The sequence below is a fragment of the Allobosea sp. FW305-C-101 genome (genome assembly GCF_058783685.1).
In genome coordinates this window covers 224,818-245,061 of record NZ_JBYSYT010000004.1, presented here as the reverse complement: position 1 = coordinate 245,061, position 20,244 = coordinate 224,818, and the positions used below count along the sequence as shown (strand labels likewise).

Sequence of the window (20,244 nt, the reverse complement as noted above, 5' to 3'; positions counted from 1 at the left end):
CCACGATGCGGGAGCGAGCCCTGACGAAAGGTGAAGAGGTTGCGCGCATTTGCGTGCAACCGGGGCGTGAAGCGAGGGCGATTGCGGGCAGGCTTAACCCGGACTTACCGGTCCGCTGCGTCCGCGAGCGTGACGGCCAGCGCCGCGATCTCGGCGGCCCGGGGAATGCTCGGCTGGGCGCCGCGTCGCGTGCAGGCGAGCGAGCCGGCAGCAAGCCCGTCGCGCAGCGCAGCACGCGTGTCCTTGCCGGCTGCGAGCGCGGCGGCGAAAGCGCCGGTGAAGCTGTCGCCCGCCGCGACCGTATCGACGACCGCGACCTGCGGAGCGGCAAGGCGATGGCGCGTGCCGCTTGTCCAGGCGACCACCCCGGCCGCGCCCAGCGTCGCTATCGTGGCGATGCGCCGCTCGCCATCCAGCCGGCGGGCGATCAGGTCGGGGTCCTGCTCCGGCCACCCGAGCGCCTGTGCCAGAACTGCGGCCTCGTGCTCGTTGACGATCAGCATGTCGAGATGGTCCAGCAGAGCGGCAGAGGGCGCCTCGGCCGGGGCGAGATTGAGGATCACGCGTCCGCCGGCCTGCTTCATCGCGCGGGCGGCCTCCAGGCAGGCCTCCTCGGGAACCTCGCGCTGCAGGAGCAGGATATCCTCCGCCGCGAGCTCGAGCTGCCGCAAGGCATCCGGACGGACGGCAGCATTGGCGCCGGCTGCGACGATGATCTGGTTGGCGCCCTCCCGGTCCGTCGCGATGAAGGCGGCGCCCGTCGGCTCGTCGACCTGTGCGACATGATCGAGATCGACGCCCTCAGTGGTGAGCAGCGCCAGCGCGGCATCGCTGAATCTGTCCCGCCCGGTCGCGCCGACGAGCACGACATCCGCGCCGGCGCGGCGGGCGGCGAGCGCCTGGTTGGCGCCCTTGCCGCCGGGATGCAGGGCATAGCCGGGTCCGAGCACGGTCTCGCCCGGCCCCGGCAGGCGTTCGACCGGTGTCACGAGATCGATATTGATCGAGCCGAAGACGACGATCATGCCGGGAGATCCGCCGCGAGCCGCCTGACGCCAGCGACGAAGGCCGCCTCGGGCGAGATGAGCTGGAGGCCGTGACCCCTCGCTCGCAAACCGGCACCATAGCTTTCGGCCAGGGCTCCGTCCGCGACGAGATGGATCGTTTGGCCCTTGCCGAATAAGGCCTCGGCGCCGGCGATCTCCTGCCCGACCAGCAGCGCCGAGAGATAGGGCCCGACCGCGCCGCCTGCCATCCGGCCGGCGAGGACTTCGGTACGCGCCGCAAAGGCGGTGTTGAGCAACCCGCCGGCCCGGCCCGCTGCGGCGCGGCCGCGCGCAGCGCCCTCAGCCGTGTCCGCTTCAGACGATGCCTCCGCGAGCCGAGCCAGGATCGAATCGTTGCGCAAGAGCCCGTAGATCTCGCCGGTCATGAAGCTCGCGAAGCGGGTGATGCGACCCTGCTTGATCTCGGCCCATTTCGAATGGGTGCCGGGCAGGCAGGCGATGCCGTCGCTCAGGCCGAGGCCGACGATCAGCGTCTCCTCGCCGCGCATCACGTCGAAGGCGCCGTCGTCGCAGCTCAGGCCGGGCAGGATGGTCGCTGTCGTTCCGGCATCGAGCTCGGCCCTGATCGCGGCGGCGGCGATCTCAGCTGATGAAGCCGGGCAGGCGACATAGTGTGCCTCGATCCAGCCATTGCGGCTGCCGACCATGCCGGCGAGCACGATCGCGGCATCGGGCGCGGCTTGCCGGAAATCGCCGGCAAGCTCGGCGAATGCTTCGGGATAGCCGCCGGCCGGAACCGACTGGATGCCGCGATCGGCGATGCGCCGCTCCAGCACCTCACCCGTCTCCGAGATCAGGAAGGCGCGCGCGCGGGTCGTGCCCCAGTCGAGCGCGATCAGAGGTTTCGGCATGGCAGGCTCCGGCAATGGGGCGCGACTGTCTCCGCCGCGCCCGGCCCGGTCAAGGGCCGGCGGTTGGAAGCCTTGTGCAAGGTTCGACTTCCCGGCAACCCTGCGATCTGGGATCACGCGGACGAATCGGACAAGCCGGATGCTCGAACTGCAAGCGGGCGGCCTCGACGCCGTCATCCATCCCGAGATGGGCGGCATCGTCTCCTCCCTGAATTGGCGCGGGCCGGACGGGCGCCGCCATGACGTGCTCTATCCGCCCGCCGGGCGGCAGCCGGGCACGGACTCGCCGAATTTCTTCGGGACCTGGGCATTGCTGCCCTTCGCCAACCGTGCCTTCGATTGCGTCGTCGACGACGGCGAGCAGCGCTTCCTCGTCCCGCAGAACGATCCCGGCGGTGCCATTCACGGCTTCGGCTGGCAGGCGGCCTGGGATGTTCTCCGGTATGACCGCGGTCATACCGTCCTCGAACATCGCCGCACGGAGGGGGCTGACCCCTATCGCTACCGGGCGCGGCAGGAGGTCATACTCGACGAAGCCGGTATGACCATCCGGATGGCGATCACCAACGAGGCGCAGACGGCACTACCGTTCGGCATGGGACACCATCCCTGGTTTCCCTGCGCCGCCGACACCCGTCTCCTCATGCGTAGCACCGGCGCGCTGGTCTTCGGGGAGGCCTTCCGTGCGACGGGCCAGCAGGCCTTCGCGGATGGCGGGCCCTATGCCGAGGCGCATCCCTTCCGCGCCGAGACCGTGACGGCCTGGAGCTTCCTCGGCTGGGACGTCACGGCCCGGATCGAGACGCCCTCGACCGGCCTTGCCATCACCCTGACCGCGAGCGGCAATCTCGACTGCCCCGTGGTCTGGGCGCCGGCGGGCGCGGACTTCCTCTGCGTCGAGCCGCAGAGCCACGCCATCGGCGCGCCGAGCGAGCCGGCGGCGCGAGTGGCCGCACCGCTCCAGCGTCTGGCGCCGGGCGAGACGCTGGAAGGCTGGCTCAGGATCGTGCCTGAGGCGATCTAGCTTTTAGCGCCAGCCGTAGCCGCTCGGGTAATAGGGCTGGTAGCCATAGGCGCCGGCCGGTAGGGCGGGCCGCAGCAGGATCTGGCCGCGCGCCGCTTCCCAATCGCCGCCGCGACGCTGCTGGGCGACGCTGGTCGCCTGATGGCGCTGCTTGGCCTTGGCGATCTTGTGCTTGGACGGAGCGGCCTTCGCGAGCTTGGCCTTGGACGGCGAGGAGGCCTTGGCGAAACGCGAGAGATTGTCGGGCGCCGCGCCGTTGAGCGCGATCTTGGTCTGGCTGGAGCCATGCTTCTTCACCAGCGCGAAGAGCTTGGCGGCATTGGCGGGGTGCAGGCGGATGCAGCCATGCGAGGCCGGGCGGCCGAGCGCGCCCACCGCCGTCGTGCCATGGATCGCATAGCCGCCGCGGAAGAACACGGAATGGGGCATCGCGCCGCCATATTTGCGCGAGTACCAGTTCTTTTCGAGCCGGGTCGGGCGGTAGACCCCGTTGGGCGAGCGGAAGCCCTTGCGGCCGGATGAAATCTTCCAGTCGTAGACCTCGCCGTCGGTGGTGGTCACCGACATGCGCTGGGCGACGATATCGACCCTGACATCGACGCCGGCATGGGCGGCGCCGGCGAAAGCCGACAGGATGAGGGCGGCCAGGATGCCGAGAACGCGACGCATCACACTCACTCCGAAAGACGCTACTGCTGGATGAGGCGTTGTCGAGCTCTGGTGGCCGCCGCCCTTGACTCTAGGAAAGCGCCGACGCCCCCGGCTTGTAAAGCCGGAAGGCGGAACGTGGTTTCCAGCCGATCAGATCATCGGCAGCGAGGCGGGCTTGCGGCCACGCGGGAAGGCGGCGTCGATCCGGGCGATCTCGGCTTCGGAGAGCGCGAGGTTCAACGCACCGGCATTGTCCTCGACATGGGCGACCCGGCCGGCCTTGGGGATCGCGAAGACGCTTTCGCGCCGCGTCAGGAAGGCGAGCGCGACCTGTCGGGGCGTCGCGCCATGGCTTGCGGCGATCTCGGCCAGGACCTTGCCCGACGCGCTGTCGGCGGCCGGAAAATCGTCATGGCCGAAGGGGCTGTAGGCGACGACGGCGACGCCGTTCTCTTCGCACCACGGGATCACCGCATGCTCGATCGCGCGCTCGCGCAGATGGTAGAGCACTTGGTTGCAGGCGATCCGGCCCTTGCCCGCCGCAGCGAGCGCCTCGTCGAGATCGTCCTCGTCGAAATTGCTGACACCCCAGGACAGGATCTTGCCTTGCTGCTTCAGAGCCTCGAAGGCGGCGAAGGTCTCTTCAAGGGGGTGCGGGCCGCGCCAGTGCAGCAGGTAGCAGTCGAGCCGGTCGGTCCTGAGATGCTTCAGCGAACGTTCGCAGGCGGCCTGCACGTCGCGCCGCGAGGCGTTATGCGGCAGCACCTTCGAGACGAGGAAGGCCTCGTCGCGCCGGCCTGCGATGGCTTCGCCGATCAGCGCCTCGGCGCGGCCGTCGCCATACATCTCGGCCGTGTCGATATGGCTCAGCCCGAGATCGAGCCCGCGCCGGAAGGCGGCGATTGCCTCGCGCCGGTCGCCCTGCTCGCTATACCAGCTGCCTTGCCCGATCGACGAGGCGAGCGGGCCCGAGGCCCCGAAGCTGCGCTGCATGACGCTTTCTCCAGCTAGTCGACCGTGATCTCGAAACGCTCGTAGCGGATCTCGCCGTCATCGTAGCGGATGCGCACGAGGAAGCTGTCGGCGCCGCGATAGCCGCGTTTCGAGGTATATTCGAAGGCGAGCGACGGCCCGACCTTGCCGTTGCAGTGCTGGAACGGACCCGGGCCATATTCGGCCGCGGCCTTGCGGGTCGCCAGCCGGACCTTGCCATGCCGGGGCGGCTCGGTCAGCACGCCCTTGGGGCGCGGGATCGGCCGGCAGCGCTCGTCCATCGTCATGAAGGTCTTCTGCAGGAAGGTCCGCTTGCCGGATGTCACCCGTTCCGGGCTCTCGGCCGCTCCGGACGCGCTGCCCTCTGTCGTGACGCAGCCGCCGAGCAGGCTGCAAAGCAGCGTGGCGCCGAGGATGGTCAGTCCGGGAACGGGCATGGCTTCCCCCAAGGCATGTCGAAATGCGGAAAGACTTAGGTCGGCGGCGTGCCGTTATCCGACAGCACCTCGCCCGCAAGATAGAGCGAGCCGCAGATCAGGATGCGCGGCGGCGCCGGCCAGTCGCGCGCCGCGATCGCCCGTAGCGCCTGCTCGACCGAGCTGGCGACTTCGGCGACGAGCCCGGCACTGCGGGCGGCCTCCGCCACTTCCTCGGCCGGGCGCGCGGCCAGCGAATTATGGATCGGCACGGCGTAGAGCGCCTGGGCCAGCCCCTTGAAATGACCGAGCGTGGCGGCTGCGTCCTTGGTCGAGAGCAGGCCGGCGATCATCACGAGCGGCGCCGGATTGCGGTCGGCGAGATCGGCCATGGCTTGCGCGAGAACGCGCCCGCCATCGGGATTATGGCCGCCGTCGAGCCAGAGCTCGGCACGGTCCGGCACGAGCTCGGCCAGCGCCCCGCGCGACAGGCGCTGCAGCCGCGCCGGCCAATCGGCCTGGCGCATCCCGTCCTCGAAGGCGCGCGTCGGCAGGGCGCCATAGCCGGCGGCCCGCAGCGCGGCGATCGCCGTGCCGGCATTGATGTGCTGGTGCCGGCCGGAGAGGCGCGGCAGCGGCAAGTCGAGCAAGCCGTCCTGGTCCTCGTAGACCAGCCGCCCGCCGGCTTCGTGGACGTTGAAATCCTGCGCGCCGATCAGGATCTTGGAGGCGCCGGCGCGCTCGGCCGCGGCTTCCAGCACCGCGGTCGGCTCCGGCTCCTGCGGCGCGATCACGGCCGGGGCGCCGCGCTTGAAGATGCCGGCCTTCTCGCCGGCGATCTTGGTGACGGTGTCGCCGAGATATTCGGAATGGTCGAGCGAGACCGGCGTCACCACCGTGCAGGCGGGGTGCGGGATGACATTGGTCGCATCGAAGCGCCCGCCGAGCCCGACTTCGAGCAGCAGCACATCGGCCGGATGCTCGGAGAAGAGCAGCAGGCCGGCGGCCGTCGTCATCTCGAAGAAGGTGATGGGGTCGCCGGCATTGATCGCCTCGCAGCGCTCCAGCGCCTCGACCAGCTTGTCCTCGGCGACGAAGCGCCCGCCGCCGGGCGCGCCCAGCCGGATGCGCTCATGGAAGCGCACCAGATGCGGCGAGATATAGACATGGACGGAGAGGCCGGCCGCTTCGAGGATCGCCCGCATGAAGGCGATGGTCGAGCCCTTGCCGTTGGTGCCGGCGACATGGATCACCGGCGGCAGCTTCTTCTGGGGGTCGCCGAGCCGCTCCAGCAGGGTCAGGATGCGGCCGAGCGAGAGGTCGATCAGCTTGGGATGCAGCGCCATGAAGCGCGCGAGCAAGGCGTCGGAAGACCCCATGGCGTGACGGCCCCCAGCCGTGAACTCTTTCGGACCGCTCAGACCGCCTCGGCCACCGGGCGCGCGGGCGCAGCAACCTCTTCCTTCACGGCCGGCTGCTTGGTCAGCAGGCGTCCGAGCCGGGCGAGCGTCTCCGGCAGGTCGCGGCGATGCACGACCATGTCGACCATGCCGTGATCCTTGAGGTACTCCGAGCGCTGGAAGCCGTCCGGCAGCTTCTCGCGGATCGTCTGCTCGATCACGCGCGGGCCGGCGAAGCCGATCAGCGCACCGGGCTCGGCGATGTGGACGTCGCCCAGCATCGCGTAGGAGGCGGTGACGCCGCCGGTCGTCGGGTTGGTCAAGACCACGAAATAGGGCAGGCCGGCCGCGCGCAGGCGCCTGACCGCGACGGTCGTGCGGGGCAACTGCATCAGCGAGAGGATGCCCTCCTGCATGCGCGCGCCGCCCGACGCCGCGAAGACGACATAGGGCGTCTTCTTGTCGAGCGCGGTCTCGGCGCCCTTCACGAAGGCCTCGCCTGCGGCCATGCCGAGCGAGCCGCCCATGAAGTGGAAATCCTGCACGGCCAGCGTCATCGGCAGGCCCTTGACCCGGCCATAGCCGATCTTGAAGGCGTCCTGCATGCCGGTCTTGGCACGGGCGTCCTTCAGCCGGTCGACATAGCGCTTTTCGTCGCGGAACTTCAGCGGATCGACCGCGACCTCCGGCAGCGCGACATCGAGCCACTTGCCGTCGTCGAAGGTCAGGCGCAGGCGCTCCGGCGCGGTGACGCGCATATGGTGCTCGGAGCCGGGGATGACGTGAGCATTGGCCTCGACATCCTTGTGGAACACCATCTGCCCGGAATCGGGGCACTTGATCCAGAGGTTCTCCGGGCTCTCGCGCTTGAACAGCGTCTTGATGCGCGGCCGGACGACTTCGGAAATCCAGTTCATCGGATGAATCCCTGATGGGGTTGTCAGCACTTGCGCGCCGTCACGCCGAAAATGGGGTCGCGCCTGCCGGTGGGCAAGCGACGCGACCATGAAGGAAACTTGGGCCTCAGGCCGCCTTGGCGACGGAGCGGATGCCCTGGGCGAGCTCGCTGACCAGCGAGGTGACAGCCGAAACCGTCTTTTCCGTGGCCTTGCCCTCGCTGTCGAGCGAAAGGCGGACGCGCTCGACCAGCGCCGAACCGACGACGACGCCGTCCGCCCGCTTGGCGATGGTGGCCGCATCCTCGGCGGTCTTGACGCCGAAGCCGACAGCGACGGGCAGGTCGGTATGGCGCTTGATCCGGGCGACGGCATCGCCGACCGCGCCGTAATCGGCGATGGCGCCGCCGGTCACGCCGGTGACCGAGACGTAATAGACGAAGCCGGAGGTGTTCTGCAGCACCTTGGGCAGGCGCTTGTCGTCGGTCGTCGGCGTCGCCAGCCGGATGAAGGAGACGCCGGCCTTCAGCGCCGGCAGGCAGAGTTCCTCGTCCTCTTCCGGCGGCAGGTCGACGACGATCAGCCCGTCGATGCCGACGCGACGGGCATCGGTCAGGAAGGCTTCGACGCCATAGGCCCAGATCGGGTTGTAATAGCCCATCAGCACGATCGGCGTGTCATGGCCGGCCTTGCGGAAGCTCTCGACCATGGCCAGCGTCTTGCGCAGCGTCTGCCCGGCCTTGAGGGCGCGCTGCCCGGCGAGCTGGACCGGCACGCCGTCCGCCATCGGGTCGGTGAAGGGTACGCCGAGCTCGATCACGTCCGCGCCCGCGCCGGGGAGGGCTGCGAGGATCGCGCTGGAGGTCTCGAAATCCGGGTCGCCGGCGGTGACGAAGGTCACGAGCGCCGCCCGGCCCTCGCGGGCGCAGGCCTGGAAACGGTTCTGGATGCGGGTGTGGCCGGTCTCAGTCATGCCGCAGCGGTTAGCATGACGCGCGCCGGCTGGCGAGTGGCTTGCGTGCGGCACGCGCCTGCGCCACATCGGCCGGGCATGCGCGCCTTCGACACGCCCCTTCCGATCGACGTTGTTCTCAACGATCTCGCCGCCGCCCTGCAGGCACGACCGAACGCCGTTCTGGTCGCCCCGCCCGGCGCCGGCAAGACGACGCGCGTGCCGCTCGCGCTGCTCGACGAGCCCTGGACGCTAGCGCGCAAGCTGATCGTGCTCGAACCGCGCCGCCTCGCAGCCCGCGGCGCGGCGAACCGGATGGCGCAGACGCTGGGCGAGCGCGTCGGCGAGACCGTCGGCCTGCGCGTCCGCCTCGGCTCGAAGATCGGCCCGAAAACGCGCATCGAGGTCGTGACCGAAGGCGTCTTCGCCCGCATGATCCTCGACGACCCAGCGCTGGACGGCGTCGCCGCCGTGCTCTTCGACGAATTCCACGAGCGCTCGCTCGATGCCGATTTCGGCCTCGCGCTGGCGCTCGACGCCCAAGGCGGCCTGCGCGAGGACCTGCGTATCCTCGTGATGTCCGCGACCTTGGATGGCGCTCGCGTCGCAAGACTGCTCGGCGATGCCGCGGTGATCGAAAGCAAGGGCCGCGCCTATCCGATCGAGACGCGCTATCGCAGCCGCGACCCGCTGAAGCGCATCGAGGATCAGGTCACCGAGACGGTCCTGCTGGCGCTGGGCGAGCAGCCGGGCTCGCAGCTCGTCTTCCTGCCCGGTCAGGGCGAGATTCGTCGCGTCGAGGAGCGCCTGCGCGAGAAATTGCGCGATCCGGCCGTCGAGATCGCGCCGCTCTACGGCGCGCTCGACCAACGCGAGCAGGATCGTGCCGTGCTGCCGGCGCCGGCGGGCAGGCGCAAGGTCGTGCTGGCCACAGCCATCGCCGAGACCTCGCTGACCATCGAGGGCGTGCGCGTCGTCATCGATTCCGGCCTCGCCCGTATTCCCGTCTACGAACCCGATATCGGCGTGACCCGGCTGGAGACCCGTCGTGTCAGCCGCGCCGCCGCCGACCAGCGCCGGGGTCGTGCTGGCCGCACCGAGCCCGGTGTCTGCTACCGGCTCTGGGAGGAGGCCGCGACCGGCGCGCTCGAAGCTTTTGCCCGCCCGGAAATCCTCTCGGCCGATCTCAGCCCGCTCCTGCTCGATTGCGCTGCCTGGGGCCTCAGTGATCCCACGACGCTTTCCTTCCTCGATGCGCCGCCCGCGCCCGCCCTCAAGGAAGCCCGCGCGCTCCTGAGCAATATCGGCGCGCTCGATGCCGATGGACGCATCACGCCGGATGGCCGCGCCCTGCAGGCCCTGCCGCTGCCGCCGCGTCTCGCCCGCATGGTCGTGGCCGCCGCGCGCTTCGGACAGGCGGACGCTGCCGCCGATCTCGCCGCCGTGCTGGTCGAACGCGGCCTCGGCGGCGATGCCATCGATCTCGCCGAACGGCTGGAGCGCTTCAATCGCGAGCGCGGCGGCCGGGCCGGCGACATGCGCCGCCTCGCCGAGGGCTGGGCACGAACGGCCGAGCGCAGCGTCGGCAAGGATCAGGCTCCGGCCGGCGAAACCCTGTCACCCGGCCTCCTTCTCGCCTTCGCCTACCCCGACCGCATCGCCAAGGCGCGTGCGCCGGGCTCCGGCCAATACCTCCTCGCCAATGGTCGCGGCGGGGTGCTGGAGCCGTCGCAGCGTCTGGCGCGCGAGCCCTATATCGTCGTCGCGGAGATGACCGGCGCGGCCCAGCAAGCCCGCATCATAGCCGCCGCTGCGATCAGCGAAGCGGAGATCGCGACGCTCGTCACGCATGGCCTCGCCCCCTTCGCCATCGCGGAGCGCGAGGAGGCGAGCTTCGACCGCACGGCGCGGGCCCTCCGTGTCCGGGCCGTGCGCCGCTACGGCGCGCTTTCGCTGTCGGAACGACCGCTTTCGGTTGCGGATACGCCCGAGAATTCCGAGGCACTGGCCAAAGGCATCGCAGCGCTCGGCATCGGGCTCCTGCCCTGGAGCAAGGGGCAGAACCAGTTGAGGGAACGCGCCGCCTTCCTGCGCAAGGCCGAGCCGGAGGCCGGTTGGCCCGACCTTTCCGACGAAGGTCTGGCGCTGGACCCGGAACTCTGGCTGGCGCCGCATCTCCTTGGTCGTGCCTCGCTCGCCGCGATTCAAGCGTCCGATCTCGATTCGGCGTTGACGATCCTGCTGCCCTGGGAGATGAAGCGCCGGCTCGATCAGGAGGCGCCGACCCATTTCACAGCCCCGACCGGCTCCTCGCTCGCGGTCGACTACGCCGCCGAGGCCGGTCCGACCATCTCGGTGCGCGTGCAGGAACTCTATGGCCTCGCGATCCATCCGGCGCTGGCCGGCGGGCGTGTACCGCTGGTGCTGGAATTGCTCTCCCCGGCGCATCGGCCGATCCAGGTCACACGCGACCTGCCGGGCTTCTGGCGCGGCTCATGGGCAGCCGTGAAGTCCGAGATGAAAGGGCGCTACCCCCGACACCTCTGGCCGGATGACCCGGCCGCAGCGCTGCCGACGACGCGGGCCAAGCCGCGCGGGACGTAATCCAAGGGCGTCATTCTCGGGCGGAGCGAAGCGCAGACCCGGGAATCTCATGACGAGAAGGCTCTGGTTTACGAGATGCCCGGGTCAAGCCCGGGCATGACGGCAAGCCTTGGCGACGATGCGTTGTCCTTCAATTCCCCATCCGGTCGCGCCATTGCCGCTCGCCGGCGAGGCAGGTCGCGATATTGCCTGATTGCGCCTTGTGGACCGTCGCATCGGCCGGGGCCTCGGCGATCTCGCGCAGCAGCTTCGTCTTCGTCGCCTCGACGAACTGATGCTTCTCGCGGATCGGGATGACGAAGGCGCCGATGCCGGTGATGACGCAGTCGGTGTAGTAGGTGTCGAGATTGTCGATGTCGAAATAGCCGGCCTGCTTCAGCATCACCGGCAAGCCGTTGATGGCGATGCCCTTGGCCCCGGCCTCGTCGCGCGCCACGGTGACCGGGCGCCCGTCATTGTTGGCGCCGTCGCCGGAGATGTCGATGACGCGACGCATCGCGCTGACATTCGACTGCTCCAGCAATTGCACCCCGAGATCGATTGCGCCTGAGATCGAGGTTCGCCGGCCGCGCCGCGTTGGCGCCTCGCCCAGCTCCTCGGCGAAGGCCATCGCCGCGGCCGGGCCGTCGATCACCTTCCACGGCCGGACGACGTATTGGAAGTTGCCGCCGGCCCATTCGAAATAGGTCACGGCGATCTTGCCGATCGCGCCCTTGTTGATGGCGTCGTGCAGCTGCTTCGAGCGGAACGCCTCGATATAGCCGTTGCGTTGCAGGGCGAGCTCGTCGAGATCCATCGAGTAGGAGACGTCGACCGCGAGCACGAGCGCGACATCGACCTCCTCGGGCGGCGGCGCCGTCTGGGCTCTGGGCAGGGCGGGCTGCCAGAGCGCCGCCGCCAGACATGAGAGACCGTACAGCCAACGCCGCATCGCCACCTCCGTCGCCGATTTGCGAGGGGAAGTGTGCGCTTGGTCGACGCGTGCGCCAAGCCGGAAAATCCGGCTAAGGGCGCCTGTTTCGATAGCAAATTCGCGAGCGGCAGCCTCAGGCGGCGCGGCGGCCCTCGACGATGCCGATCGCGGCGGCAGCCGCCTCCTCGACGGTGAGCGCCGAGGTGTCGAGCACGACCGCATCCTCAGCCGCCTTGAGCGGCGCGTCGCTGCGGCCGGAATCGCGGGCATCGCGCCGGCGGATATCGGCGAGGATGCCGTCGAAGGTCACGGTTTCGCCGCGTCCGACCAATTCCTTGTGGCGCCGTGCGGCGCGCACTTCCGGCGTCGCGGTGACGAAGAGCTTGGCCGGTGCCTCCGGGCAGATCACCGTGCCGATATCGCGCCCGTCGAGCACGGCGCCGCCGGCTTGCGCCGCGAAGCGCCGTTGCCGGGTCAGCAGGCCGGCACGCACGGCCGGCATCGCCGCGACCACGGAAGCCGCCTCGCCGATCTCGCGGCCGCGCAGCCGCTCCTCGGGGAAGGCGGTTTCGTCGAAGCTGCCGACGATAGCCTCGGCCGCGACCGCGTCATGGATGTCGTGGCCGGCATCGAGCATGGCGCGCGCCACCATCCGGTAGAGCAGGCCGGTATCGAGATAAGGCAGGCCGTAATGCGCGGCGAGCCGGCGCGCCAGCGTGCCCTTGCCGGAGGCGGCAGGGCCGTCGACGGCGATGACGAAGCGGGCGGCCTGAGCCGCGCTCATCCGATCTGGCCTCCAAGCCCGTTCATCAACGAAACGAAGCTCGGGAAGCTCGTCGCGATCATCAGCCCGTCATCGACCACGACCGGCTGCTCTGTCGCCAGCCCCATGACGAGGAAGCTCATCGCGATGCGGTGGTCGAGATGGGTCGCGATCGGCCCGCCACCGCGCACCGGTCCGCCACCCGAGCCCTCGACGACGAGGTCGTCGCCCTCGATCCAGCAGGTCACGCCGGCCGCTTTCAGCCCGGCCTCGACCGCCGCAAGGCGGTCGGATTCCTTGACGCGCAGTTCCTGCAGGCCTCGCATCCGCGTCGTGCCCGTCGCGAAGGAGGCGGCCACCGCCAGCACCGGGTATTCGTCGATCATCGCCGGCGCCCGCTCCGGCGGCACCGTCACGCCCGTGAGGCTAGAGGCGCGCACGCGCAGGTCGCAGACCGTCTCGCCGCCCTCGTTGGCCTCGCGCTCGACGGTGATGTCGGCGCCCATCTCGCGCAGCGTGGTGAGCAGCCCCGAGCGCAGCGGATTGGTCATCACGCTCTCGATCAGGATGTCCGAGCCCGGCACGATCAGCCCGGCGACCAACGGGAAGGCGGCCGAGGACGGGTCCGCCGGCACGACGATCGGCGCCGCCTTCAATTCCGGCTGGCCCTTCAGCACGATGCGCCGGCCATGTTCGCCCTCGGGCGTCACCGTGATCTCGGCGCCGAAATGCGCGAGCATCTTTTCGGTATGGTCGCGGGTCGCTTCCGCCTCGATCACCGTGGTCTCGCCGGGGGCGGCAAGCGCGGCCAGCAGCACGGCCGACTTGATCTGCGCCGAGGCGACCGGCGGGCGATAGGTGATCGGAATAGCCTCTTTCGGCCCGCGCAGGGTCAACGGCACGCGGCCGCCCTCCTGCTGCGAGACGACGACCGTGCCCATCTGCTCGAGCGGATCGAGGATGCGCCGCATCGGGCGCTTGCGCAGCGAGGCGTCGCCGTCGAAGGTCGTGGTGATCGGATGCGAGCCGCAGACGCCCATCATCAGGCGCGAGCCGGTGCCGGCATTGCCGAAATCCAGTACGCCGGCCGGCTCGCGCAGGCCTCCGACGCCGACGCCTTGCACGCGCCAGGCGCCCGGCCCGTCATGATGGACGATCGCGCCGAGCGCGCGCGCAGCGGCGGCGGTGCGCATCACGTCCTCGCCTTCGAGCAGGCCGGTGACCTTGGTTTCGCCGATCGCCAGCAGGCCGAAGATCATCGCCCGGTGCGAGATCGACTTGTCGCCGGGCACGCGGACGCGGCCCTTGAGCGGGCCCCCAGTGCGGGCGGTGACGGGAACGGGGTCATGGTCGTGGGACACGGGGCGCGGTCTCTGCAAGCGGGCCGTAAGGAATGCAGAAAGGGCCGTAGCATGCCCGCGCGCGATGCGCCAAGGCGCGGCGCGGCGGCGCGGCGAATCGACGTTCCGGGCGTCCGCAGGGCCGCTTCGCGCAAATCAACATTTGACAGAGCGGCTTACCCCGACTAACGGACGCGCCTGCTTTTCAAAACATGATAGTTGAAGGTCCGACGCAGTGGCGAAACCGGAACTCGGAACGAAGCGCGTTTGCCCGGTCACGGGCCGCAAATTCTATGACCTGAACAAGGACCCGATCGTCTCGCCCTATACGGGCCAGGCTTATCCGCGGGCGATGTTCGAGCCGCAGGCCAAGGCAGCCCCCGTGCCGAAGCCGGAAGCCGACGAGGAAGACGAGACCGAGGCCGCCGATGGCGCCGTCGAGCTCGTCTCGCTCGACGAGGCCGATGCCGAGGCGTCCGAGAAGGAAGCCGTCGTCACCAGCGAGGACGATATCGAGGTCGAGGACGTCGGCGGCGATGACGAGGACGACACCTTCCTCGAAGAGGATGAGGAAGGCGACGACGACGTCTCCGACCTGATCGACGGCGACATCGAAGCCGACGAGGACAACTGATCCACAGCCTCGAAAAAAGATGACGACACGGCGACATTAAGCGCTTGTGTCTTCCGTCCGAGCCGCCTATAGAGCGCTTCGTCGCCGCCAGGGCGGCCCGGACGGAACCGCCGAGGCGGTACCAAATCCGGTTGATGATCGATCCCCAAATCGGTCGTCGCGTGTGGGGCCATAGCTCAGTTGGGAGAGCGCTTGAATGGCATTCAAGAGGTCGGCGGTTCGATTCCGCCTGGCTCCACCAAATTTCTTCCGAGAGCGCTGAACAGCCTGGTGTTCCGGATCACGCTTCGGCGTTCTCCCGACATCTCGCATGTTTCCCGCCGATCTGAAGCCTGACGGGATAGCTGTTCGTCGCGCCTCGCGTGATTCGGGTCGGCCCTCTCGATATGGTGGAACCCGGCAGGCGCTCCTTCGCTCTCGCGTCATTCCGCTGACGCTGCCGTCTTGCTCCGCGGAGGCCGCGAATCACCCGGCGGCTCGCCGCGCAGGCTAACGCGGCATAGCGGCGTGAAAGCCGCCGCGTCGCACGCTCCATAGAAGGAGGCAGGAATGGCCAAACGCACGAAATCCAAAGCCCTCGATACCGAGTTCACCATGTTCGATGTTGTCTACGAAGACGGCTCGCGGACCTCGAACCGGCGCGTTCTGACGTCGTTGCTCGGCGGCCTGGACGGAGATGAGCCCGCCCGGACGGCCATCGAGGAGCAGGACCAGATCATCTCGGAGAGGTCGGGCAAGCCGCCTTTGGCGATTGCGACGATCGCCCGGTCGTCCAAGGCGGCAGCCGAGCCGGATCAGCGCAAGGACGACCGGAAGAAGCGGTCGGCGTAAAGCCGGCATCGAGGGGGCTTGTCTTTCCTGACGCGATGAGCGAGCACGCGGCCATGCCGCGCCGCTCGCAGGCGCGATCTGGAGGGCGGTTGGCCTGATGTCGGACCTGCAGACCATCCTGCGCGAGCCGCGCTACGACCTCGTCAAGGCGCCGACGCCGCTGCAGCGCCTCTCCGGCTTCGAGCGCAAGCTCGGCCGTCCCGGCCTCTTCATGAAGCGCGACGACCTGATGGAGATCGGGCTCGGCGGCAACAAGCTGCGCAGCCTCGAATTCTGGCTGGGCGCTGCGCTTCGGGAGCGGGCGGACATCGTCCTCGTCGCGGGCGGGGCGACGTCCAATCTCTGCCGCCTCACCGCGGCCGCGGCCTCGATGGCGGGGCTGGATTGCCTGATCATCCACAATGCCGAGGACAGCCCGGCGAATCGCGAGCGCTCCTTCCTGAACCGGCTGTTCGGCGCGGAAACGCGTTTCATCGGCCCGGTCGGCGAAGACGAGCGCGGGGCGGCGATGAAGGCTGCCGCCGCGGAGCTGAAGCGGCAGGGGCGGACGCCTTACATCGTCGGCGACGCGGTGCTCGGTGCGCTCGGCTATGTCCTGGCCGCTTTCGAACTGCATGAGCAGTCGCAGCGCGAAGCAACACCGCTGCGCCATGTCTTCCTGGCGGGCTCGATGGGGCCGACCGAAGCGGGCTTCATCTTCGGCAACGCCATGCTCGGCCATCCCTTCCAGGTGCATCTGGTCAGCGTCGAATACGAGCAGGCCGAGCTGGAGGCCCGCATCCGCCGAATCTACGAAGGAATCGGCGAGCGGACCGGGCTCTCGGTCAGCGGGCTCGATGACGCGCCGCTACACTACCACATGGCCCATCTCGGTGGTGGCTGGGGTGTGCCCACGCCGGAATCGGAAGCGGCCATCCTCGCCTTCGCCCGCACCGAAGGCATCCTGGTCGAGCATGTCTATACGGCCAAGACCTGTGCCGGCTTCCTCGATCTGGTCGCGAACGGTGCAAGTCCCCCGGACGAGCCGGCCTGCATCCTCCATACCGGCGGCACGGCCTCGCTGTTCGCGCAGCGTGAGCAGTTCCGGACGGTGAATTGAGAGACCGGCGCGCTCAGAAGCGCGACCGTGGCCGATAGGGCTGGGCCAGGTCACGGGCATTGTTGAGGGCCAATGCCAGCTCGGTGATGTGCAGGGCGAGTGCGCCCGAGAAGCGCGGCGCCTCGCCGCGCCGGATCGCCTCGGCCTGATCCGCCACGCCGCGCATGAAATCGATCTGCGAGGGATAGCCGGGCAAGGCCTTGCTCGTGGGCTGGGCGGGATAGGCCAGCTTGCGCCCCGGCGCGGGCTTCCAGGGCAGCGCGCGCCCGAGCTTGGCTTCCGCCCGCGTCAGGATGCGGCCGAGAAGCGGCCGGGGCGCATCGGCCTCCTCGACATGAACCACCGAACGATTGTCCCAGAGGTCGCGCACCGTCAGCGAGCCCTTCTCGGCGAAGACCTGCAGTGAGCGGTCACGCGGCGCGACGAGCCCGTTGGTCAGCCTTGCGACGACGCCGGAGCGGAAGGTCAGGCAGCCCACGGAGAAATCCGGCGCCATCGCGATGTGCCCGGTGCCCGGCCCCTTGTCGGGGAAGGTCACGGCCGAGAAGGCGGTCAGGCTCTCGACCGGTCCGAACAGTGTTACCAGCCAGGACAGCGCGTAGCCGGCATGCTCCAGCGTGCAGCCGATCTCGAACTCGTGCAGCCCGGGCCAGGGCGCGCCCGAGCGCGAGCGCCAGCTAGCCCATTTGTCGCGGAAGACCGGACCGTCCTCCATCGCGGCATAGACCAGCCGTGGCGCACCGATCCGCCCGGAGCGCAAGGTATCCTCGACGAGGCGATGCGTGTCGCTGAGCCCGTTCGCGGGGGCAGTGGCCAAGGTCAGCCCGCAGCCTTGCGCCTGTGCGACCAGGGCTTCGGCTTGCGCCAACTCCATCGCCAGCGGCTTCTCGCAATAGACGTGCTTGCCGGCAGCCAGTGCGCGGCTGGTGATCTCGTAATGGCTTTCCGGCGTCGTCAGGTTGACGACGATCTGCACGTCTCGGTCGGCGAGCAGGGCATCGAGAGCGGGATAGGCGGGGACATTGTGGAAGGCGCGGAAGGTTTCGAGCCGCGCGGCGTCGCGATCCCAGACGCCCGCGAGAGCGAGCGCCGGATGGTTCGCCAGCGTCGTCATGTAATAGTCGGCGACGAAACCCGTGCCGACGAGCGCGATCTTCATGCTTGAACCCGTTCCACCGGCTGGCAAGCCGATGGAACGGCCTCTATCAGGCAAGAATGAAGATCGGCTTTCGCGAAGGCGTGACCAGAAGCATTTTCGAGCGAAGTGGGTACCGGTTCGCGTGAAGAAAATGCGGAAAATCTGGATACTTTACGCCGCGCCGATCGCGTTCGATGGCGTCTGCCGGTCGGTGATCTGCTGGCCGAACAGGCTGCCGGCGAGTTCGACCGCGAGTCGGGCGGTCTGGCCGCGATCGTCGAGGAACGGGTTGAGCTCGACGATGTCCATCGAGCGCACCAGCCCGGAATCGTGCAGGAGCTCCATCACCAGATGCGCCTCGCGATAGGTCGCGCCGCCCGGCACGGTGGTGCCCACGCCCGGCGCCAGCGGCGGATCGAGGAAATCGACATCGAAGGAGACATGCAGCACGCCATTCGCCGCGCGCACCTTCTCGATGACCTGGCGGATCAGGACGCCGACGCCGTGTTCGTCGATGGCGCGCATGTCGGCGATATCGACGCCGCGCGCCTTCACCGCCGCCTTCTCCAGCGGATCGATCGAGCGGATGCCGAACAGGCTGAGCTGTTCATACGGGATCGAGGCGCGCGGCTCGGAGCCGAGCAGGTCGTCGAGCCCAGCCTCGCCGCAGAGGAAGGCCGAGGACATGCCGTGCATGTTCCCGGAGGGCGAGATCGCCGGCATGTTGAAATCGGCATGAGCGTCGAGCCAGAGCACGAAGAGCTTGCGGCCCTGCTCCTGCCAGTGGCGGGCGACGCCGTTGACCGAGCCCATCGACAGGCTGTGGTCGCCGCCGAGGAAGATCGGCGTGTCGCCGGAGCGGGCGATCTCGTAGGCGCGGGCGCTCAGCGCGCGCATCCAGGCGGCGATCTCGTTGTAGAAGCGGGCATTGGCGGGGGCGGGACCATCGACCGGGGCGAGGTCGCGCGGCAGGATGTCGCCGTGGTCGCTGACGCTGTAGCCGAGGTCTTCCAGCACGCGGGCGAGGCCGGCGGTGCGCAGGCCGGCCGGGCCCATCAGCGCGCCGCGGCGCGAGGCGCCGACCTCGATGGGCGCACCGAGCAGGGCGATGCGGCCCTGGGAAGCGGGAGCGGTCGCGGAGGAGGCGGTCATTCCAGTGGTCCGTTCATGCGATATCGATGGGCGTCATGCGCCGACGCGCCGTCCATGGCGCATCGGCATGCCTCTGTCGAGTGCCGGCCTCAGCGGCGCTTCAGCAGGATCATCTTCTCCTGCGTCATGTCGCGCATCGTGTAGGGGATGCCGCCGGTGCCGTAGCCGGAGACGCGCCGCCCGGCGAAGGGCATCCAGTCGGTGCGGAAGGTCGTGGGATCGTTGACCATCACGGCAGAGGCGTCGAGCCGGTTCGCGGCGCGCAGCGCCACGTCGATATCCTGCGCGAAGATGCTGGCCTGGAAGGCCACGGGCAGGGAGTTCGCCCGCGCGATCGCATCGTCGAGCTTGCTGTAGCGGTAGACCGCGACGACCGGGCCGAACACCTCTTCGCTGGAGATGCGCGCTTCCGGATCGGGGTCGATCAGCACGGTCGGCTCCAGCGTCGTCTCCAACAGGCGCTTGCCGCCGGTGGCGAGCCGGGCGCCGCCTTTTACGGCCTCGTCGATCCAGGAGGCGACGCGATCGGCCTCCTTCGGGATGATCAGCGGCCCGACTTCGGTGTCGGCCAGCGTGGGATCGCCGGTGCGCAGCTTCTTGACGCGGGCGACGAGCCGCTCGGTGAAGTCGTTGATAACAGCGTCATGGACATAGATCCGCTGCGTCGACACGCAGACCTGTCCGGCATGGTAATAGCCGCCCTTCACGATCGGCTCGATGATCCCGTCGAGATCGGCGCTCCTGTCGACGATCGCCGGCGCGGCGCCGCCATGTTCCAGCGCCGAGCGGGCGCCATGGGCGAGCTTCGAATGCAGATGCCAGCCGACTTTGGCCGAGCCGATGAAGCTGAGGAAGGCGATGCGTGGATCGGTCGCGAATTTTTCCGCTAGCGCGGTCTCCAAGGGCACGAAGACCTGGCACCAGGCTTCCGGCAGCCCGGCCTCGTGCACCAGCTTGACGAAATCGATGCAGGAGAGCGGCGTCGTGCCGGCCGGCTTGACGATCACCGGGCAGCCGACAGCGATGGCCGGCGCGACCTGATGCACGATCAGGTTGAGCGGGTGGTTGAAGGCCGAGATCGCCGCGACGATGCCGATCGGCTCCTTGGTGGTGAAGGCCCAGCGATCGGCAGCCGCCGCCGAAAGCCCCATCGGGATCTCGCGCCCGGCGAAGTTCCGCAGCTCCTCGGCGGCATTGTAGACGCCATCGACCGCCCGGTTCGCCTCGACGATCGCGTCCGGCAGCGGCTTGCCGCCCTCGCGCGCGATCTGCATGGCGAAATGGTCGCGCCTTGCTTCGAGGAGGCCCGCGAGCTTGCGCAGGATCGCGATGCGCTGATGCGGCTTCAGCCAGTTGTCGCGGTCCTTGAAGACGGCCTGCGCCGCCTGCAGCTTGCGTTCGAGCGCAGCCGCGTCATCGGTCTCGATCTCGGTGATCGGGGCGCGGTCATAGGCCTGAACAACCTGGAGCATGATCTTGTCTCCTTTGGACATCGACATTTCCGAGCCCTCATCCTGAGG

General features: G+C 69.0%; 19 protein-coding genes and 1 tRNA gene. 6 read left to right on the top strand and 14 right to left on the bottom strand.

What is annotated here, in order from left to right:
• Positions 1-104 precede the first annotated feature (104 nt).
• Positions 105-1,025: a ribokinase gene (locus AC3WMA_RS18670; protein ID WP_492286847.1), complete on the bottom strand. Its 921-nt coding sequence runs from the start codon at positions 1,023-1,025 to the stop codon at positions 105-107.
• Positions 1,022-1,918, bottom strand: coding sequence for a 2-dehydro-3-deoxygalactonokinase (locus tag AC3WMA_RS18665; RefSeq protein ID WP_492286846.1), 897 nt, complete (start codon positions 1,916-1,918; stop codon positions 1,022-1,024). Before AC3WMA_RS18665 ends, AC3WMA_RS18670 begins: the two co-directional genes overlap by 4 nt.
• Before the next feature lie 139 nt (positions 1,919-2,057).
• Between AC3WMA_RS18665 and AC3WMA_RS18660 the strand changes: the two genes are divergently transcribed.
• Complete coding sequence (locus AC3WMA_RS18660) at positions 2,058-2,942, top strand: aldose epimerase family protein (protein WP_492286845.1); 885 nt, start codon at positions 2,058-2,060, stop codon at positions 2,940-2,942.
• Positions 2,943-2,945: 3 nt separating this feature from the next.
• On the opposite strand, the gene AC3WMA_RS18655 is transcribed toward AC3WMA_RS18660, so the two are convergent.
• The 6 genes from AC3WMA_RS18655 to trpA form a co-directional block, all read right to left on the bottom strand.
• Positions 2,946-3,611 (bottom strand): L,D-transpeptidase, encoded by a 666-nt coding sequence (locus AC3WMA_RS18655; RefSeq protein WP_492286844.1) that lies wholly within the window; start codon positions 3,609-3,611, stop codon positions 2,946-2,948.
• Between the two features lie 132 nt (positions 3,612-3,743).
• Entirely contained in the window at positions 3,744-4,586 is an 843-nt protein-coding gene (locus AC3WMA_RS18650) for an aldo/keto reductase (protein ID WP_492286843.1), read from the bottom strand.
• Positions 4,587-4,600: 14 nt separating this feature from the next.
• Entirely contained in the window at positions 4,601-5,023 is a 423-nt protein-coding gene (locus AC3WMA_RS18645) for a hypothetical protein (protein WP_492286842.1), read from the bottom strand.
• Positions 5,024-5,058: 35 nt separating this feature from the next.
• Positions 5,059-6,381, bottom strand: a complete 1,323-nt coding sequence (locus AC3WMA_RS18640; protein ID WP_492286841.1) for a bifunctional folylpolyglutamate synthase/dihydrofolate synthase — start codon at positions 6,379-6,381, stop codon at positions 5,059-5,061.
• Positions 6,382-6,419: 38 nt separating this feature from the next.
• On the bottom strand, positions 6,420-7,319 hold the full coding sequence (gene accD, locus AC3WMA_RS18635) for an acetyl-CoA carboxylase, carboxyltransferase subunit beta (protein ID WP_492286840.1): 900 nt from the start codon (positions 7,317-7,319) through the stop codon (positions 6,420-6,422).
• A 106-nt stretch (positions 7,320-7,425) separates the two neighbouring features.
• The gene (gene trpA, locus AC3WMA_RS18630; protein WP_492286839.1) at positions 7,426-8,271 is read right to left on the bottom strand and encodes a tryptophan synthase subunit alpha; all 846 of its coding nucleotides are present in this window, start codon (positions 8,269-8,271) and stop codon (positions 7,426-7,428) included.
• A 78-nt stretch (positions 8,272-8,349) separates the two neighbouring features.
• Between trpA and hrpB the strand changes: the two genes are divergently transcribed.
• Positions 8,350-10,854 (top strand): ATP-dependent helicase HrpB, encoded by a 2,505-nt coding sequence (hrpB, locus tag AC3WMA_RS18625; protein WP_492286838.1) that lies wholly within the window; start codon positions 8,350-8,352, stop codon positions 10,852-10,854.
• A 130-nt stretch (positions 10,855-10,984) separates the two neighbouring features.
• Here the strand turns inward: hrpB and AC3WMA_RS18620 are convergent, their stop codons facing one another.
• The 3 genes from AC3WMA_RS18620 to aroA form a co-directional block, all read right to left on the bottom strand.
• Positions 10,985-11,785 (bottom strand): DUF1194 domain-containing protein, encoded by an 801-nt coding sequence (locus tag AC3WMA_RS18620; RefSeq protein ID WP_492286837.1) that lies wholly within the window; start codon positions 11,783-11,785, stop codon positions 10,985-10,987.
• Between the two features lie 115 nt (positions 11,786-11,900).
• Positions 11,901-12,551 (bottom strand): (d)CMP kinase, encoded by a 651-nt coding sequence (gene cmk / locus AC3WMA_RS18615; protein WP_492286836.1) that lies wholly within the window; start codon positions 12,549-12,551, stop codon positions 11,901-11,903.
• Positions 12,548-13,891 carry a 3-phosphoshikimate 1-carboxyvinyltransferase gene (gene aroA, locus AC3WMA_RS18610; RefSeq protein WP_492286835.1) on the bottom strand — a complete coding sequence of 448 codons (1,344 nt, stop codon included), beginning with the start codon at positions 13,889-13,891 and terminating at the stop codon, positions 12,548-12,550. The genes cmk and aroA overlap by 4 nt, the downstream gene beginning before the upstream one ends.
• A 214-nt stretch (positions 13,892-14,105) precedes the next feature.
• On the opposite strand from aroA, the gene AC3WMA_RS18605 reads away from it, so the two are divergent.
• From AC3WMA_RS18605 to AC3WMA_RS18590, 4 genes are all read left to right on the top strand, one after another.
• Positions 14,106-14,504 (top strand): TIGR02300 family protein, encoded by a 399-nt coding sequence (locus tag AC3WMA_RS18605; RefSeq protein ID WP_492286834.1) that lies wholly within the window; start codon positions 14,106-14,108, stop codon positions 14,502-14,504.
• 165 nt (positions 14,505-14,669) lie between these two features.
• Positions 14,670-14,745, top strand: a tRNA-Ala gene (locus AC3WMA_RS18600).
• 308 nt (positions 14,746-15,053) lie between these two features.
• On the top strand, positions 15,054-15,335 hold the full coding sequence (locus AC3WMA_RS18595) for a hypothetical protein (protein ID WP_492286833.1): 282 nt from the start codon (positions 15,054-15,056) through the stop codon (positions 15,333-15,335).
• A gap of 97 nt (positions 15,336-15,432) precedes the next feature.
• Entirely contained in the window at positions 15,433-16,434 is a 1,002-nt protein-coding gene (locus AC3WMA_RS18590) for a pyridoxal-phosphate dependent enzyme (protein ID WP_492286832.1), read from the top strand.
• Between the two features lie 13 nt (positions 16,435-16,447).
• Here the strand turns inward: AC3WMA_RS18590 and AC3WMA_RS18585 are convergent, their stop codons facing one another.
• The 3 genes from AC3WMA_RS18585 to AC3WMA_RS18575 all read right to left on the bottom strand — a co-directional run bounded on the left by AC3WMA_RS18585 (position 16,448) and on the right by AC3WMA_RS18575 (position 20,196).
• Positions 16,448-17,593, bottom strand: coding sequence for a Gfo/Idh/MocA family protein (locus AC3WMA_RS18585; RefSeq protein ID WP_492286831.1), 1,146 nt, complete (start codon positions 17,591-17,593; stop codon positions 16,448-16,450).
• A gap of 150 nt (positions 17,594-17,743) precedes the next feature.
• Positions 17,744-18,724 (bottom strand): arginase, encoded by a 981-nt coding sequence (gene rocF / locus AC3WMA_RS18580; RefSeq protein WP_492286830.1) that lies wholly within the window; start codon positions 18,722-18,724, stop codon positions 17,744-17,746.
• Between the two features lie 89 nt (positions 18,725-18,813).
• On the bottom strand, positions 18,814-20,196 hold the full coding sequence (locus tag AC3WMA_RS18575) for an aldehyde dehydrogenase family protein (protein ID WP_492286829.1): 1,383 nt from the start codon (positions 20,194-20,196) through the stop codon (positions 18,814-18,816).
• Between the last annotated feature and the right edge of the window lie 48 nt (positions 20,197-20,244).